This window comes from Paenibacillus sp. JT31N11, from assembly GCF_056269285.1.
On sequence record NZ_JBWDNQ010000038.1, the window covers coordinates 1 to 14,980 of the forward strand.

General features: G+C 42.9%; 16 protein-coding genes. 4 read left to right on the forward strand and 12 right to left on the reverse strand.

From position 1 onward, the window contains the following. Positions 1-568: 568 nt before the first annotated feature. The 3 genes from AC0YNV_RS39925 to AC0YNV_RS39935 all read right to left on the reverse strand — a co-directional run bounded on the left by AC0YNV_RS39925 (position 569) and on the right by AC0YNV_RS39935 (position 3,072). Positions 569-1,024 (reverse strand): HAD family hydrolase, encoded by a 456-nt coding sequence (locus AC0YNV_RS39925; protein WP_475773013.1) that lies wholly within the window; start codon positions 1,022-1,024, stop codon positions 569-571. A gap of 292 nt (positions 1,025-1,316) precedes the next feature. Continuing rightward, on the reverse strand, positions 1,317-2,516 hold the full coding sequence (locus tag AC0YNV_RS39930; RefSeq protein WP_475772999.1) for a stage II sporulation protein P: 1,200 nt from the start codon (positions 2,514-2,516) through the stop codon (positions 1,317-1,319). 322 nt (positions 2,517-2,838) lie between these two features. Beyond that, a complete protein-coding gene (locus tag AC0YNV_RS39935) occupies positions 2,839-3,072 on the reverse strand; it encodes a DUF3953 domain-containing protein (RefSeq protein ID WP_475773000.1) in 234 nt (77 codons plus the stop codon). Positions 3,073-3,419: 347 nt separating this feature from the next. On the opposite strand from AC0YNV_RS39935, the gene AC0YNV_RS39940 reads away from it, so the two are divergent. After that, entirely contained in the window at positions 3,420-4,610 is a 1,191-nt protein-coding gene (locus AC0YNV_RS39940; RefSeq protein WP_475773014.1) for an IS110 family RNA-guided transposase, read from the forward strand. A gap of 150 nt (positions 4,611-4,760) precedes the next feature. Here AC0YNV_RS39940 and AC0YNV_RS39945 read toward each other — a convergent pair whose 3' ends face one another. The 6 genes from AC0YNV_RS39945 to AC0YNV_RS39970 form a co-directional block, all read right to left on the reverse strand. Continuing rightward, a complete protein-coding gene (locus AC0YNV_RS39945) occupies positions 4,761-4,949 on the reverse strand; it encodes a DUF6547 family protein (RefSeq protein WP_475773001.1) in 189 nt (62 codons plus the stop codon). Continuing rightward, entirely contained in the window at positions 4,949-6,691 is a 1,743-nt protein-coding gene (locus tag AC0YNV_RS39950; RefSeq protein WP_475773002.1) for a carboxypeptidase-like regulatory domain-containing protein, read from the reverse strand. Before AC0YNV_RS39950 ends, AC0YNV_RS39945 begins: the two co-directional genes overlap by 1 nt. Positions 6,692-7,039: 348 nt before the next feature. Continuing rightward, complete coding sequence (locus AC0YNV_RS39955) at positions 7,040-7,453, reverse strand: hypothetical protein (RefSeq protein WP_475773003.1); 414 nt, start codon at positions 7,451-7,453, stop codon at positions 7,040-7,042. A 274-nt stretch (positions 7,454-7,727) separates the two neighbouring features. Continuing rightward, entirely contained in the window at positions 7,728-8,189 is a 462-nt protein-coding gene (locus AC0YNV_RS39960) for a hypothetical protein (RefSeq protein WP_475773004.1), read from the reverse strand. A 330-nt stretch (positions 8,190-8,519) separates the two neighbouring features. After that, a complete protein-coding gene (locus AC0YNV_RS39965; RefSeq protein WP_475773005.1) occupies positions 8,520-8,957 on the reverse strand; it encodes a hypothetical protein in 438 nt (145 codons plus the stop codon). 159 nt (positions 8,958-9,116) lie between these two features. After that, positions 9,117-9,734, reverse strand: coding sequence for a TetR family transcriptional regulator (locus AC0YNV_RS39970; RefSeq protein ID WP_475773006.1), 618 nt, complete (start codon positions 9,732-9,734; stop codon positions 9,117-9,119). Positions 9,735-9,873: 139 nt separating this feature from the next. Here AC0YNV_RS39970 and AC0YNV_RS39975 point away from each other — a divergent pair, with 139 nt between their 5' ends. Further along, positions 9,874-10,791, forward strand: coding sequence for an ABC transporter ATP-binding protein (locus AC0YNV_RS39975; protein WP_475773007.1), 918 nt, complete (start codon positions 9,874-9,876; stop codon positions 10,789-10,791). Next, on the forward strand, positions 10,784-11,488 hold the full coding sequence (locus tag AC0YNV_RS39980; protein WP_475773008.1) for an ABC transporter permease: 705 nt from the start codon (positions 10,784-10,786) through the stop codon (positions 11,486-11,488). Before AC0YNV_RS39975 ends, AC0YNV_RS39980 begins: the two co-directional genes overlap by 8 nt. A gap of 681 nt (positions 11,489-12,169) precedes the next feature. Here the strand turns inward: AC0YNV_RS39980 and AC0YNV_RS39985 are convergent. Together AC0YNV_RS39985 and AC0YNV_RS39990 are read right to left on the reverse strand one after the other, a co-directional pair. After that, on the reverse strand, positions 12,170-12,646 hold the full coding sequence (locus tag AC0YNV_RS39985) for a GyrI-like domain-containing protein (protein ID WP_475773009.1): 477 nt from the start codon (positions 12,644-12,646) through the stop codon (positions 12,170-12,172). Between the two features lie 24 nt (positions 12,647-12,670). After that, entirely contained in the window at positions 12,671-13,150 is a 480-nt protein-coding gene (locus AC0YNV_RS39990) for a hypothetical protein (protein ID WP_475773010.1), read from the reverse strand. A 128-nt stretch (positions 13,151-13,278) separates the two neighbouring features. Between AC0YNV_RS39990 and AC0YNV_RS39995 the strand changes: the two genes are divergently transcribed. Further along, the gene (locus AC0YNV_RS39995) at positions 13,279-14,247 is read left to right on the forward strand and encodes a helix-turn-helix transcriptional regulator (protein WP_475773011.1); all 969 of its coding nucleotides are present in this window, start codon (positions 13,279-13,281) and stop codon (positions 14,245-14,247) included. Between the two features lie 115 nt (positions 14,248-14,362). Here the strand turns inward: AC0YNV_RS39995 and AC0YNV_RS40000 are convergent, their stop codons facing one another. Continuing rightward, entirely contained in the window at positions 14,363-14,821 is a 459-nt protein-coding gene (locus AC0YNV_RS40000) for an SRPBCC family protein (RefSeq protein ID WP_475773012.1), read from the reverse strand. Between the last annotated feature and the right edge of the window lie 159 nt (positions 14,822-14,980).

The following is a 14,980-nucleotide window of genomic DNA, read 5'->3' on the forward strand; positions in this document are numbered from 1 at the left end:
GAAGCAAGGCGGTGGATACGAATACGATCGGGAGCAGCAATTTCTTTCCCGATCCTTTGACCGGATTTTTCATTCCCTTGAATACGGCCATGACGATAACAAAAAAGATCAGAACCGAGACACCTGCTGATATTGTTGCGTTCATATAACAACACTTCCTTTTCCGTAATTTGATATCTCAATTATCTCCGAAACCGCCCCCTCCCACCAGTGGATTTATTCATTGATTGCGAATGATGAATATCACAATCGATCGTCGATCCCATGAAAAATCTCATGTCAGATCTCTCACTCGCCGGCTTTCGTCCAAAAAGAAAAAACCTCCGCCGGGAGGTTTTCGTTCCGTTTAAATTCACCTATTATGTCCATTTACTACCAGTTGATATGTTTCGTTCCAGATAAAATCGTTTCAAATTCGTCTCTGAGGCCGCCGCTCGATCCCGTGGCAGCCAAACCCTTTATGAATTATTAATGCTTTGCGTTAAACTGCCCGTTGCTTCAATGAAAAAGGAACAGTTGCCAACCGCGGCGATCTGTTCCTGGTCTTTGCACTATCGTATCCGTTAGCTCAATGAGTTGTAAGCTTAATTAATGATAATAATTGATTTATTGAATCTATTTGGTACGATGGTTCATTTTGTCCTTCAATCCAAGGATGAATGCCACGTATCCAGACAGGAGTTAATCCAGCAGAAGATGAACCAAGGATATCATTGACTGGATGATCACCGATATACCAAGTATCCGAAGCATTTATATTTATTTCTCCAAGTGCAATAGCAAAGATTTTCTCATCTGGCTTCTTTACTTTCACTGATTTAGAAATAATAATGGTACTTAGATATTCACGAATACCTAATGCATCTATCTTTCTGTTCTGAGAAATAGTTCCACCGTTTGTAATAACCCCAAGTACTAACCCTTGGGATTTTAGATTGTCTAACACATCGTACATACCTATTGTAGCAGCACTACAAAGGGGGAATGTTGAAGCCCAATGCTCGCTAATGGCAGCACGGTGCACCGTGATACAAATTAAGCGAGTCCACAACGTAAGGCATTGAGCGACCGTACGGTTAATGAAGAGTTCAGGGAAGGTTGAAATTGTTCAGCGAAAAAGGATGCCAAAAAACAGCGGCGAGTTCGTTCTGCCAATGGCACAAGCGATCCTGCCCGATCGTATTAGCGTAATCTGCCCATTAGTTGAGCCCAAAAAGGGAGCAGCTGGCGTCGGCAAGCTGCTCCAACATGTGTTGCTATCGTACTCCGTTAGCTAATCTAAATTTTGTCCTCATGATTTTATTTCTTCACTACTGCTAGCTCGGAAAATTCGACGTGCCGACTTTCTCCGCGTTCCAGTAAAGTTTGGACGTGACTTTGGCCAAAGCGTCCACTGTCCTATTTAACTCTTCTAGCGTATTATCAACCCCACCGATTTCAATAAGAACACTGTCCTCCGAAAGCGATTGATTATATTCTCCATTCCCTGTCGCTGTTGTTTTACCCAAAATACCGCGTGAAATACCTGGGTACTCCTTCTCAAGCGCTTCATGAATTTGGTTTGCGAAAGCTTCGTTTTTGGCCCAGTTAGGGTTTAAGTGTCCGATAACGAAAAGTACCTTTGCATATGGTTTCCCCTCAATCGTCGTCGTCGTATATTTGTGACGCAGCGAGTCACGGTGTATGTTGAAGAAAAATTTCAAGTCTTTACTTGCTGCCATTGCTTCAGTAACTGTTTTTTTTGAATATTTATAAGAGAGGGCCCATTGGTAATCTTTAATCGCGGTCGGATAATCGATCGAAGATTGAAGTGCACCTACTCCATTCGCCTCTAACTGCTGCACCAAGCGTTTGCCCAATAGCGAGACATTTTTTACAGGTGACTGAGGGTCTATCACATTTTGGTTTAACACGGGATTCCAAGATTCCCTACTGTGAGAATAATAGATAAAAACAACATCACGGCCGCCTGTGGTTGGATTTACATTGTTTTTTGGCGCAGTATTTGAAACTTGTTCTTTTAATTCATTCGCACTGGGACTTATTGAACTCTGAGTGATTTCAGGTTTGATGGACTGATTTTCTGCCACAGCCCTATTTTTGCCACTGTCTACAGAAATTTGTTTCTTGTTCTCTACATTGTTGCCGACTAATCCGGGATATTCTTGAGCTAATAAGCTTTTTGGATCGGAGACATTAATTTCTGTTAACTTGCTCACGAGGAAGGCTCCGACTTGTTTTCCCGATAATGGCAAACCTCTCTCACCGTCATTAGTACCTGGCATTTCCGAAGCAAGCATAGTTCCAAAAAAACCGTCCCTTACGGCTGCCGTGAATCCTTTCATTGACGATATTGGCGAAGTAGAGGCTTTTTGTTGCAAAATGACGCCAGCACCAATTACGATGATCATGGCCGTTGATCCGACTGCTAGCAATGCAAATGTTTTTCCAGAAACCAGCAATTCGCGAACCTTTTGGCTCGCTTTCGAGAAATTCCACGTAACGACGAGTTTCATTACGTCTCCCCCTTCAAAGCATAAGCATGTAACGCATTTACTCTTAAACTTACTCTTACACCATATGAGAGGGAAGGAATTAATAGAACCGAGAGTTTACTAGAAAAGTAGAGCAGAAACACGATAGAGTACCGTGAAAGTAATAGACTTGATTCTTAAAAATATAAACTATAACACAACAGCTGATTCGAGGGGAATGGGAAAAAATGAGGATCAAAATAGTCCTCACTTGTTGAACGCCCACCGCCGGCATGCCTCCTGGTATAATAAAAAGCAGCGGCTGCCCTAGACTGCCGCTGTTTTATTGTGCTATCGTACCCGTTTAGTGCAACAAAAATCCCTGTACTGATACAAATAATGAAAAAAGGAAGACACCAACACCAAGCCAACCATATGTTTTTCGCTCTTTTTGAAATTCCTCTAACCCAATCACCAGCATCATTAAACCCAAAAGTAATATCATAAGTGATTGAAATTCAAAATTCTTTGTAATGAGTCCATAAGCGGCAATTATAATAATAACTGGTGATAAAACATAACGTAATATCTTTAACAAAAATATCCCCCTTTTCTTATTGGCCCTTTGGCTTAATGAAAATTGGAGCAGCTGCCGCCGGCAAACTGCTCCATGAGGAGTTGAACTATCGTACCCGTTCGTATTATGAGGTCACCAGATCTTTCTGGTGGACCTCATTTTTATGTGGTCGTAAGATAGCCATAGCCGGGGATTGAACGTTCGTGCCCGTGGGACTGTGATCCCGAGAGCTATACTGTGCATCCCCTCTACTTGTTAAACCATGATTAGGCTGGTTGGGACGATGATCCCGAATCACATGCGATAATGTGGACGACAAGAAGGGTAGGGGTTTCCGGCTACTATCATATAAGGAGGTTTAATGAACCCTGTCATTGGATGTATCGAAAGGAGAAAGTCACGCACAAGCTTTTTCAGATCGAGGAATGCCCTACGGTAAGACCTTCCGATTTGAGCACAATCTGGAGGGATTAGCATCCTTACTCCGCTATGTTCAAGAACTGGAATCCTTTACGGGCCAGCGTCCGGCTGTTGTGTTAGAAGCAACGGGCCATTATCATAGTCCCGTTGTACAGTTTCTAGATGAACATCAGTATCTATTTATCATTATCAACCCGCTCATTTCACATCATGCGAAAAAGATCCATTTACGCAAGGTGAAAACGGATGCTGCTGACGCGTACCAGCTGGGGGAATTATTCTACAAAGAAGAGTTGGAGCCCTACAAAAAACGTGGTCAGTATCTGATGAATCTGCGCTACCTGACACGGCAACATGAGTCACTGACGGAAATGGTTGTCCAGGTAAAGCTGCAATTTCAAGCGGTATTGGATCAGGTCTTTCCGGAGTATCATGGCGTGTTTGGCGACCTTTATTCTAAGGTGTCGCTTCGTTTCCTGGCCCAATATCCAACGTCTCAATCCGTGCTGGCAATGTCCGAGGAGACTGTTACGACGATCATACAACGCCTTGTCGGACATGTCGGCTCGAACCGGTGGTCGCTGGAACGTGCACAGAAACTAATGGCTGCAGCAGAGCGAAACCCCTTCAGGGAGACCGCTTTTCCGAGTCATTTAATCTCATTGGAGCTGTTCATTCATTTACTTCTTCAATACCAGGAGCATCTAGCGAAACTCGATAAATCAATAGAGGCCCTGGCTGAAGAATTACTGGAGTATGATTTAATCCAATCGATACCCGGCATTGGCACCAAAATTGCGGCAACAATTTTAGCTGAGATCGGGGAAATCGATCGGTTTGATCACGCAAAAAAGCTAGTTGCGTTTGCCGGTATTGATCCAAGTGTCTTCTCTTCCGGCAAGTTTACTGGAACCCAAAATTCAATCACCAAACGCGGTTCCAGGAGGCTCCGGACAGCCTTATATCAAGCTGTTCGGTGTGGAATACGAAGCTCACGCAATAAAAAATTAAGGGCTTACTACGATAAAAAGCGTGCAGAGGGCAAATTGTTTAAAGTAACTGTAATCGCTTGTGCAAATAAACTGATCCACTGGATATATGCAATCTTAACCAAGAAAGAAACCTTCTGCTTAGACTAAAAAGAAATACTTAGACATTGAGGAAAACCTTCCCAAAATCTAAGGGACGGTTATTTGCCATTCCCTTTTACCAGTATAACATGCCTCGTTTGGCTCATTAATAATTAAATATTGACAACCTATTAGCTGGTATAGCTCAATGGCCTTCAATCAATTTACTTGTTTGAATCCGTCCGGCCATTCATCGCCTTCTCTTCTGCAAACCCAATCAAAATACATTTCAGAGCCAAATGGTTCTGTTGCCATCCTAACCCCATTCTTTGCTATTTCGAGTCCTTCTAGATTAACCTGATCTGTTAAATAAACTAAAAAATCATGGATTTTTGCGGTGAGCTGCATTAATGATTATGTTTCTTAGGGATAGTGACAATTGCAGTGCCCTTCGCTATATTGCCTGCCTTATCTGTTGCGGTATAAGTTATCGTATACACACGATCACCTTTACCTGATCTTTCCGCGCGAAGCTCAAAGGTTGTATCGTCTGTGCCAAACGCAGCATTTTGTATATCCTTGTCGGATCCTTTCTCATTACTTGTAATCGATGTTAATGTGATGGAGTCTAATTCAGACAGTGAATCAATTGTTTCAATTGTTGCTTCTATGCTGACCATTTTGTGGTTAGGTGGAAACAACATACTCTTATTAAGCGTAATCTTTAAAATTGGAAGTGTCTTATCGATATTCACTTCTATTGACTTCGGCTTTTCCGTGTTTCCTGCACCGTCAGCGCTTCGATAATGAAGAACATTTTTCTCTTCCTTAGAAATCGTGATCGCCCCGTTATATACCGTCCATATATTTCCATTATCGAGACTGTATTCTGTATTTATCACACCTGAAAGGTTGTCGGTTGCCGACAGCGTAACAAGGACATCGTGGTTATTCCAACCGTTTTCGTTTGGATTTTCCGATACATCCACATTGGTAATTGGCGAGGTTTTGTCTACTTTAATTTTGATCGAGCCAGTGCCTGTTGCTCCTGCGGAATCCGTTGCCTTCCCTTCGATGACTTGATCTATTCCTTCGGTAGAAACAACCACTGGAGAATCGGCTGATAAAATGCCATCGTCGTCGGCAGCTTGAAAGGAAACCGTTACATCGTCATTGTACCAGCCGTTATGGTCAGGCATTCGGTCTGCGCTGGCCGTGACAACAGGTGGATTATTCTTGGTGAGCGTAATCGGCAAGTAGGCGCTCCCTCCATTAATATCAATCTCTTGTTCGAATGGGCGAAATCCTGGAGCTGTTATTCTTAACGTATAATTACCGCCTTTAATAACATCACTATAAAAAGTGCCTTGAAATTTGTAAATGGACGTATTGGATCCGACCAATTCAATGACAGCATCATAAATGATGTTTTCGTTCTCGTCCGCTACATAGCCTGAAATAGTCCCGTTTAATTTCACGCCTTGAGGTATAGGAACGTAATAAGGCTCCAAGGTTTTGTTATCCCCAACATGCAGTTCAACATGTCGCTCGTAACTTTGGTCGTATATGATTCTAAAGTAATTCTCGCCTATTGCGGAATTAAAAATGCCAGGGATGATGGTGAAAGAATAATTGCCGTCTTCATCCGTTAATGTAGGTGCTGCTACGTTAATCATCCGACCGCCAGCCCCTAAATGCACACCTATAGCTACTGGGTAATTAACTGCAGGTGTTTCATACGTATCTCCGTAGGTAATCTTCCCTGTGACGGTTGCTTTTTGCGCGGGGAACTTATAATCAAACGTTTCAGACATTAATGTGTTTACCACGATGTACCCATTTGCAGATAATATTGTGGATACAGCATCGCCTAAAATCCGTGTATAGCTAGGAATGGAGTATACGCCGTCAGCGTTCGTTGTAGCAGATGCGACAATTCGGAAGCCGTATCCTGGCGTATATGCTCCAACTTGAATGAATGCGCCATTAACGGGGTTATTGTTCTCATCTGTTATTGTTCCATGTAAGGATCTAATCACTTCATTGCTATCTTCTGCACTCGTGACACCTACATTAGTCGTCACACTAAAAATCAAAAAAAACATAAATATTGCTAAGATTTTTTTACTCGATCGTGCCGTTTCTTTCATTTCGTTGCCTCCCCGTTTTCATCAAAAAATTATTTATTAAGAACTTAAATGTTCTTTATAAAGAATACCATTTTTCGTTTTGTTTTGTAAGTCTTTAAACAACTCCAGTTCGCCTAATGCTAATTTCATATTAGACCCACATCCCAGTAACGCTTACAATTAGAAAAAGAATCAAAACGAATAAGTTTTTTATGCGATTATGGGATTACTCTGCCCGTTACTTCAATAAAAAAAGCAGCCAGTCGTTGACCAACTGCCGTAATGTCGTGATTGAACAAACGTACCCAGTTACTTTAATGATCTGGTTGTTACGCTATCGTACCCGTCAGCTTAACGAAAAGTTTTTAATTAGGACACAAGAGATTTCATTTCCTTAACTACGAATTCAACTCGATCATCTTCAAAGCCTTCGTTGGAATAAATTATCAACACATTCCCAACTTGATATTTTGAATGTGGTACAACATCAGCCGCTGCCGTCTTATCCTCAAAATCTCTAATTGCCTTCTTGACACCCGAGCTGGAAGAATAGATGTAAATGCTAATTAACTGATCGTCATTAATCAAAAAAGGCTCAGGTGATACGTCATTCAAAGTCATTATGAATACATTCTCCGTATTTAATTCTCTCGGCTTTGCTAAGGGAACCCCATGTTTTTCAAATAAGTCTTTAATCTGTTCCAAAGTAATTGTTTTCTCGTTATTCATGCACCCTGTAACAAAGAAGCACATTCCTAACAGTGTTATTATAATTTTTTTCATAATAGTCCCCCATTTCAACTGTTCTAACGTTTGGGGATTGATTTAAGTTGCAAATAGCAGGATCTATTGCGCTATGCTGCCCGTTACTCAATAATCCAAAGAGGATCTGCCCCGCGGCAAGCTCCTCACTAACGTACCCGTTAGCTTAACGACGAGCAGCGGAAATCTGTACATAATCACTTATTTTGTGAAGATGAAAAAGGGATCCGCCGCAGCTAAGCTTAGCGACAGGAAGAAACAGCTGCCGCGGCAGCACACTGCTCGTTAGCTAATGTCAGGCTTCATTAACATTAACAATTAATGTTCCGTGTAGCTTTTCACCAACAAAAGCATTAAGTTTCCATAGTCCTTTCGTTGGCAGACTGAATCCTGAAGGCGATGCAGCAGTTGCCCCCCAATTTTCTCCACCTAAAATGCGTTCAACTATAGTTAGCTCCTCACCCGTTTCACTTGTGGCAATTACTTTTAATGGCTTATTCACAATCTCATCCTTGTTTCCCCATAATAGCCACATATATTTTTGTGTTTGCCCCGCAACAAATGGAGTATTACTTATAGCAATTCGCCCTTCATCCCCAAGCCAGTCAGCTTTGATCTGTTTTCCCTCATCATTTGTTGTTGTTAACTCGACCGTTCCCGTTTCCTTCCATTCCTTTGATATGACCGATTCATTGTTGCTACAGCCAGATATGAGAGTGACGACAGCAAACACAAGTACTGTAAATATCCTAAACACCCTATACACCTCCAATTCAATTCTTATGGTTTATTTTACACTAAACGGAAGTTGTTGGTCGCTATACATTACTGCCCACTAGATGGGCGAATGGCTGCCACGCGGCAACCATAGGCATTACGCTATCGTACCCGTTAGTTTAATCCCATGAGTATTTGTTTTGCATAAGAATCCCAGTCTGCTTCGTCTGTGTTTATCTCTAAGGTGGGAATTAACGATTGTTTCGCACACTTGCGAAGTATTTCCTGATCCTCGAAGAACTTCTGACATGCCTCCATTACCGTGAGGTGGTTTTCCATCACATATGATTTCCAAGCTTCGCCACGACTTTCAATAAATCTGGGCTCCACAGCGCTCAACAGCATCTTGGGACAAGGTTAAGAGTACACAATGTGCATTCAACCTTGATAGACGTTTTTCCAGCTTCTCAATTTCTGCAGAATTTATAAATGCCGCTCGATGATTTACATGGAACCTCTCTAAAAGATAAAATACACCATTTGATGGTTTTGTATGACCAAGTGAATCAATCCAATTATATTGTTGCTCAAGATAATCAACATGACGAGTTAAAAGCTGAATATGCTCATCCTTGTCCATCAATCTTAAGACGCCTTGGTATGAATGCAAAACTTGTGAATAGTGTTCACTTATTGCAATTATCGTTTTTTCACAATTGTGTGTTTGACTATGTAATTTCTTTATTGCAGAAAATACTGATGACTTTCCTGCGGTAGACAATCCTTCAATAATTACTCCCTGAATCATATTTCACCTCTTCAGCTTGTTTCCGTATACTGCCCGTTACTTCAATGGACAACGGCAGCAGATCGTGTTGCCGGCTACCGTTGCGTTGCCATTTAACTATATTCCCAGTTAGTTGAAAGGGTTATATGAATGCATTCTTAATCATTTCTGGCGAAAGATTTAAGCATCGGAGTCTGGCTTCGAAGTCCGAAAGATATGCCGAAGGGAATGTTCAAATAATTGCTTCGGCATATCATCCTGAATAATGTGATGATAAATGGCCATGCCGCTTTCGAGTGACACGAGCATCCAAACAATCTTCTCTGCGCTTAAGTTTCCTTTGGTCCCATCTTCAAGCACGGGCTTCAAATCCTCCGTTAATTTCCGCACCGTTCGCATCACGATATTGGCGAAAGCTTGTCTTGTCGATTCATCCCTCATCGCATACAGAACAAACTCCATTTTCAAAAGATCCCAAGTACGGTGTTCATTCCAGTCGGACTCGAAATTTTTTGTCATGAAGGCAATGAACTGATCAAGCGTAAATTGCTCCCCTAATACCGTTACAACACTCTCAACCTCTATTTGCAGCTGCTCTTCGAAAAGAGACATGAACAAGGCTTCCTTAGACTCGAAATGCGTATAGAATGCACCCTTTGTATATCCTGCCTCTTCGACAATCTTATCAATAGATGCCCCATGAAAGCCCATACGCGCAAATACGCCAGTCCCTGCTTCGATGAGATGACGCTTTGTTTCCTGTTTCCGTTCTTCTCGCGTTAAACGTACTCTACTCATGGTTACCTCCAAAGGAAATAAAATCGTATATTCCCATCGCAAAGTTATATTTGACAATAATACCACACGGAATTAAAATACCAAATAGTATATGAATACTAATTGAGATATTAAAGCATGTCCATTAAGGAGCCATTTGATGACCTACATAATCAGAACACACGATCTATCCAAGAGCGTACAGGGGCAACAACTGATTTCAGAAGTAAGTATGAATATTAATAGAGGGCAGGTTTATGGTTTTCTAGGACCCAACGGATCCGGGAAAACGACTGTCATGAAGATGATCCTGAACCTTGTGCAGCCGTCTCGAGGATCTATTGAATTATTTGGCGAAACAGTAGCTCCCGGTTCTTATCATCAGTTAAGACGAATTGGAAGCATGATTGAATACCCCATCTTCTACGAAAAGCTAACCGCTTTTGAAAATTTGCATATTCATTGCGCGTACATGAGCATTCCGCATCTTGATTCAATTGAGAAAGTATTAAAGCTTGTCGGTTTATATAGAAATCGCGAACAAGCGGTTGAAAAATATTCGCTTGGCATGAAGCAGCGATTGGGGATCGCTCGAGCAATGATCGCTCAACCCGAATTGTTGATCTTGGACGAGCCTCTAAATAGCTTGGACCAGGAAGGCGTAGAAGAAGTCCGCGATATCCTTCAACAATTAAATAGAGAACATGGCGTTACTATTCTTATGTCCAGTCATCGGTTGGACGAAATGGACAAACTCGTTGATGCAATTGGTGTCATCAAGAAAGGAAAACTGCTCGTGGAGGTGACAATTGAGGATGTTCGTAGAAGGCATGCGGGGTATATTGAAGTCATTACGAGGAATGCGAAGGAAGCTGCTTTCGTATTACAACAGGGGCTCGGGCTGGTACAAGTCATCACGCGAAACGATAGCATACGTATTTCAGACAATGTTGAGCAAAGGGACGTTTACCATACATTAATCAACCATGATATACAAATAGATTCCATTAGGAACAGCAGCGGGTCCCTGGAAGATTATTATGTAGAGCTGACTCAAGGAGATCATGATCATGATTAGACTCATCCAGATCGAATTAATGAAACTCAAGCTGTGGACTTTTGTTCGCATAACGATTATTTTATCGCTGGCCCTCGCAATGATTGGCATAATTCTTCCTATCGTAGAAAGAACCGACACAGGCGCTACTGGAGAATTGTTTACCGATTACCCGACTGCCTTTACCTTGATTAATGTGATGAACGGAACTGTATTTATCATCTTTGCCGCTGTCCTTATAGCTAAATTGGTTGTCGAGGAGTATACCAACAAGACAATTCTTCAGTTATTCAGCTACCCAATCAAACGAGAGAAACTACTATTGGCGAAAATGTGCATCGTTGCAAGCTGGACCTTCATTGCTGTGATCGTTTCAGGAGCATTGACAACCGTAGTATTCATTCTTGGGAATATGGTTTTGCACTTCTTTCCAGGGTCGCTTCCTTCAGAAGTAGTCCTTCGTCAAGGCATAGATCTGGTCTATCTGGGATTGACGGCAACCGGTATTGGTCTCATCCCGTTTTATGTTGCAATGAAGACTCATTCAATTCCGGCGACTATTGTTTCTTCTCTCCTGATCTGCGGAGTTCTCAATTTTTCCCCCTCTGGAGTCTCGCTCTCCATGACTGTTATTATTCCTCTCTCGCTGGCATTCGTAGGCTTACTCTTGGGATTGGTATCCCTTAGACGCCTAGATTATGTGGATATGCCTAAATAATCGATTGAATATAAAAGATCGTTAAGGTGGTGATTAATATGTGGATTGAAACCCATTGGCCAATCGTCAATTTAATCGGATGTGTGGTTGTAGCCATAGTCGTTTATGTTTATTGGAAGAAACGTAAGCAGCGTGATTAATGTTACGTTGAGCGCTTCCTTGCTAAGCGCGCAAAATTAAGGAACAATGCGATAAGAGCGAATTGAGTCCCCTCTTTCCTGTGCAACGCGATCTTGTTTGCCGGCATTCGTGCGAGATGTGTCCGAACTTGCTCCAATTCGTCTTTCTTCCTTTCGATTTCTTTTACTCTGAAGACAGCTTATTGCTGTCTGTCAGTTGGGTAATAGTTATTGTGTCACAATCCATAAATTACTGCATGAATACTAGTGATTTCTGTAGAAGTAGTAAATCTAGATTACATAGTATTTTATACATATGTCTCTAAATCATTCTAATCCCTTGAGGGGCTTCCGCCGCCGCTCTCTCTCCGGACAAGCTTGCTTGAAGTGTCTGAAGGGCGTTGGAGAAAATAAGTTGCTGAATATCCATCCCCTCGTAGCCGGGAAACACCTTATCACATTTTCTTTGTCTGAAGGATAATTTCACCCTTGTGATAAATCGAAAAAACGAAAAAGCCCGCAGAAACCGCGGACTTCTTTCGGACAAGAATGGGGCTTCTTCTTATTTTTTAACCACAGGCACCCAAAATTCGCCGTAGAATGTGCCGTCTCCGTTATCTTTTCGATAAGTCGCATTTGGACCGCCGATGTAAGCATAGTCAGTGATTTGGGACAAGATTTCACCAAAAGCACGGTAAGTCAGCTGATCGAACAAAGTTTCCTTGTCGCCATTTCCTGCGACCACGATGTACTCGCTCTCTGGAAACTCGATGATGCGTGTTGCGTCTGCCACTGATTTGCCAGCTACTACCGCAAAATAATTCCAAGGTTTGCCTTGATAAACCTCGTTAACTGACCATTCGCGATCGTCCTTTGCGGCTCTTTTGAGCTTATCAAAACGCCCGTCAGCTTTGAGCTCGCCCCAAAACTCAGCTTTTTCCTTTTGCAAAGCCGGCATGTCTTGAAAATTCGATTGGATTGAAAAACCATAAGCGGTCAACATGAATGATTTTTTGTGTTCCAGCGTGTAATTTGTCATGTGAGATCTCCTTATATTCAGCAATTAGCCTTCGACTTTTTGTACACGAAGCCACATTTCGCCGTAGAATTCACCGTTTTCAGCTGCTTTCACAAATGTTGAGTTACCAGGACCAACGTACTTGTAGTCTGTGATTCCTTGCAACATGCCGCCGAAAACTTTGCCAGTGATTTCGTCAGCAAGGCGGTCTTTGTCAGCGCTTGTTCCAGGCACGACGAGGTAGTCGCCAGCGAGGAAATCGAGGACGTCCGCTCCTTCCACGTTGAACTCGCCCATCACGCCGAAGCCGCGCCAAGCCTTGCCGGCGATCACGTAATTGATTTGATACTCTTGCCCGTCCGCGAGCGCGAGAAGTTCAGCAAGCTTGTTGTTTTCAGTGATTTCAGCTTTTTTCGTTGCAGTTTTTGCTGCATTACCCGCCCAGTCGTTGTAGTCCTCAAGTGAAACACCGAAAGCAGTCATTTTGTAGTTTTCCGAGATTGTTTTGATGGCGTAGTTAGACATTTTGTTCTCTCCTTTGTGGATTTGTATTTGTTTCTTACAAGATTGATTCTATTTTCAGAATGTATCAAAAAATGATACTTTTTATTTCATCTTCGTGCTTTCTGCTGCTTTTTTGATACAATAAAATCATGAAAAAAACAGAACGAGTGAACCTGATCATGCGCTACATCAATAACCGCGCGCATTTTACGATTGCCGAGATTCAGCGGGAGTTCAAGATTTCCCGCGCAACGGCGATTCGCGACATTAACGAGATTCAGGCGATGGGTTTTCCGCTGACGACCGAGCTTGGGCGCGGCGGCGGATACAATGTCCTGCAAAATCAGTATCTGCCCTCCGTCCGCTTCACGCCAGAAGAGCTAAAAGCGATTTTTATAAGCTTTATCGCCTCGAAAAATTCGCAGCTGCCTTATCTGCAAAATCGCCGCTCAATCACTGAAAAACTCATAGGCATCGCGTCGCAAACCCAGCAAGACGAGCTAATCGAGCTGAATAATATCTTGCTTTTTGAAAATACGAATCCTTCCAATCCGAATTTATTGGAGCTCGATGATGCGGCGCCTGAGGAGCTGAATCAGCTGATTTCGCTTGCCCTGCGGGATAAACACTTACGCTTGACTTATGAGCTGAGTCCTGGCTGGCCGCAATTGATGGACGTTTTTTTGCTGCATATATTTAACTCGAACGCTCAATGGCTGGTCGAGGTTTATGATCTTGATACGAATGAGTTTCGTTATTTGCCTGTTGTGATGTTGCGGGATTCGGCAATTTCTGAACGGGAGTTGACGTGGTCAGAGCAAGAGATTTTAAGCAAAAAACTGCTTTTTGCACGTGAGTCCAATCTTGTCGTGAGGCTTGATACGACTGGGATTCAGCGTTTTAAGCGCATGCACCCCCCGGGAATTATTTTGTCATTCACCGGGATGTTTCAATCGAGCGGGATTTTCAATATTCAACTGGATGTGACTGATGTTGATTCGCTGGCGTATTATGCAGATTGGCTTTTGTTTTTGGGGAAAGGTGTCGAGTTCGAACGGATTCCCGATGAGCTGCGCGTGATTTTGGAAGAGCGTTTAAGGGTGCCACCAACATTTTAACGAGAATACACGCTGAGCCCGCCTTTAATAAACAAAAGAAGCAGCTGCCGCGGCGAACTACTCCTTGACTCGTTGAACTAACTAACGTGCCCAGTTAGCTGAAGAGAACAGTGTCCTAACGAGCAGCAAGACCCGTTGTCAAATACACGTTAATGTTTTCCAATTCGCGGTGGTATATTGAGCGAAAGATAGGTGGAGAAAGAAGCCGTTCTACCACTCCTGCGAGTCCGGGCTTGCTGGGGAACTCTGTCGTCAAATCGACATAGCAATGCCTGCCGTCATCGGAGGGCTTTAACCTCCAAGTGGTTGTGACGCCCGCTGTGTCGTCCTTCTCCCGAATCACACGCCCCGGCTCTGGTTCCGTAACAGTCATTTGTAAGGACGACCTTACTCCCATTACGTTCATATTTAGGCGAAACACGGTACCGGAGCCGCTTCCGCCTTGTAGCACCTCAAGCGTTTCGAATTGTTTGGGCAGGATACCGAGGTGCACATTCATGTCAGTAACGACTCTATAGACTGCCTCGAGCGGCGCGTCGATCATGCGGGCAACCGCAACTTGATAAGTTTTCATCCCTGTTTCCTCCCGTCTTCTACTGTCGCATCCATTATGCTATCGTACCCGTTAGCCATCCATGCCCCTCTCGGGGCACCACAGAGTAATGAAAATTTTGGTGCGGTGTTCTATACTATTCTTACGGCTGGTGAGGAAGGTCGTTAAGCTATGGTGTCG

Excerpts from the sequence above, each read along its gene's own strand:
- AC0YNV_RS39930 (WP_475772999.1), bottom strand. The coding sequence starts at position 2,516 with ATGAAACTCGTCGTTACGTGGAATTTCTCGAAAGCGAGCCAAAAGGTT.
- AC0YNV_RS39945 (WP_475773001.1), bottom strand. The coding sequence starts at position 4,949 with ATGCAGCTCACCGCAAAAATCCATGATTTTTTAGTTTATTTAACAGAT.
- AC0YNV_RS39950 (WP_475773002.1), bottom strand. The coding sequence starts at position 6,691 with ATGAAAGAAACGGCACGATCGAGTAAAAAAATCTTAGCAATATTTATG.
- AC0YNV_RS39955 (WP_475773003.1), bottom strand. The coding sequence starts at position 7,453 with ATGAAAAAAATTATAATAACACTGTTAGGAATGTGCTTCTTTGTTACA.
- AC0YNV_RS39965 (WP_475773005.1), bottom strand. The coding sequence starts at position 8,957 with ATGATTCAGGGAGTAATTATTGAAGGATTGTCTACCGCAGGAAAGTCA.
- AC0YNV_RS39970 (WP_475773006.1), bottom strand. The coding sequence starts at position 9,734 with ATGAGTAGAGTACGTTTAACGCGAGAAGAACGGAAACAGGAAACAAAG.
- AC0YNV_RS39975 (WP_475773007.1), top strand. The coding sequence starts at position 9,874 with ATGACCTACATAATCAGAACACACGATCTATCCAAGAGCGTACAGGGG.
- AC0YNV_RS39980 (WP_475773008.1), top strand. The coding sequence starts at position 10,784 with ATGATTAGACTCATCCAGATCGAATTAATGAAACTCAAGCTGTGGACT.
- AC0YNV_RS39985 (WP_475773009.1), bottom strand. The coding sequence starts at position 12,646 with ATGACAAATTACACGCTGGAACACAAAAAATCATTCATGTTGACCGCT.
- AC0YNV_RS39990 (WP_475773010.1), bottom strand. The coding sequence starts at position 13,150 with ATGTCTAACTACGCCATCAAAACAATCTCGGAAAACTACAAAATGACT.
- AC0YNV_RS39995 (WP_475773011.1), top strand. The coding sequence starts at position 13,279 with ATGAAAAAAACAGAACGAGTGAACCTGATCATGCGCTACATCAATAAC.
- AC0YNV_RS40000 (WP_475773012.1), bottom strand. The coding sequence starts at position 14,821 with ATGAAAACTTATCAAGTTGCGGTTGCCCGCATGATCGACGCGCCGCTC.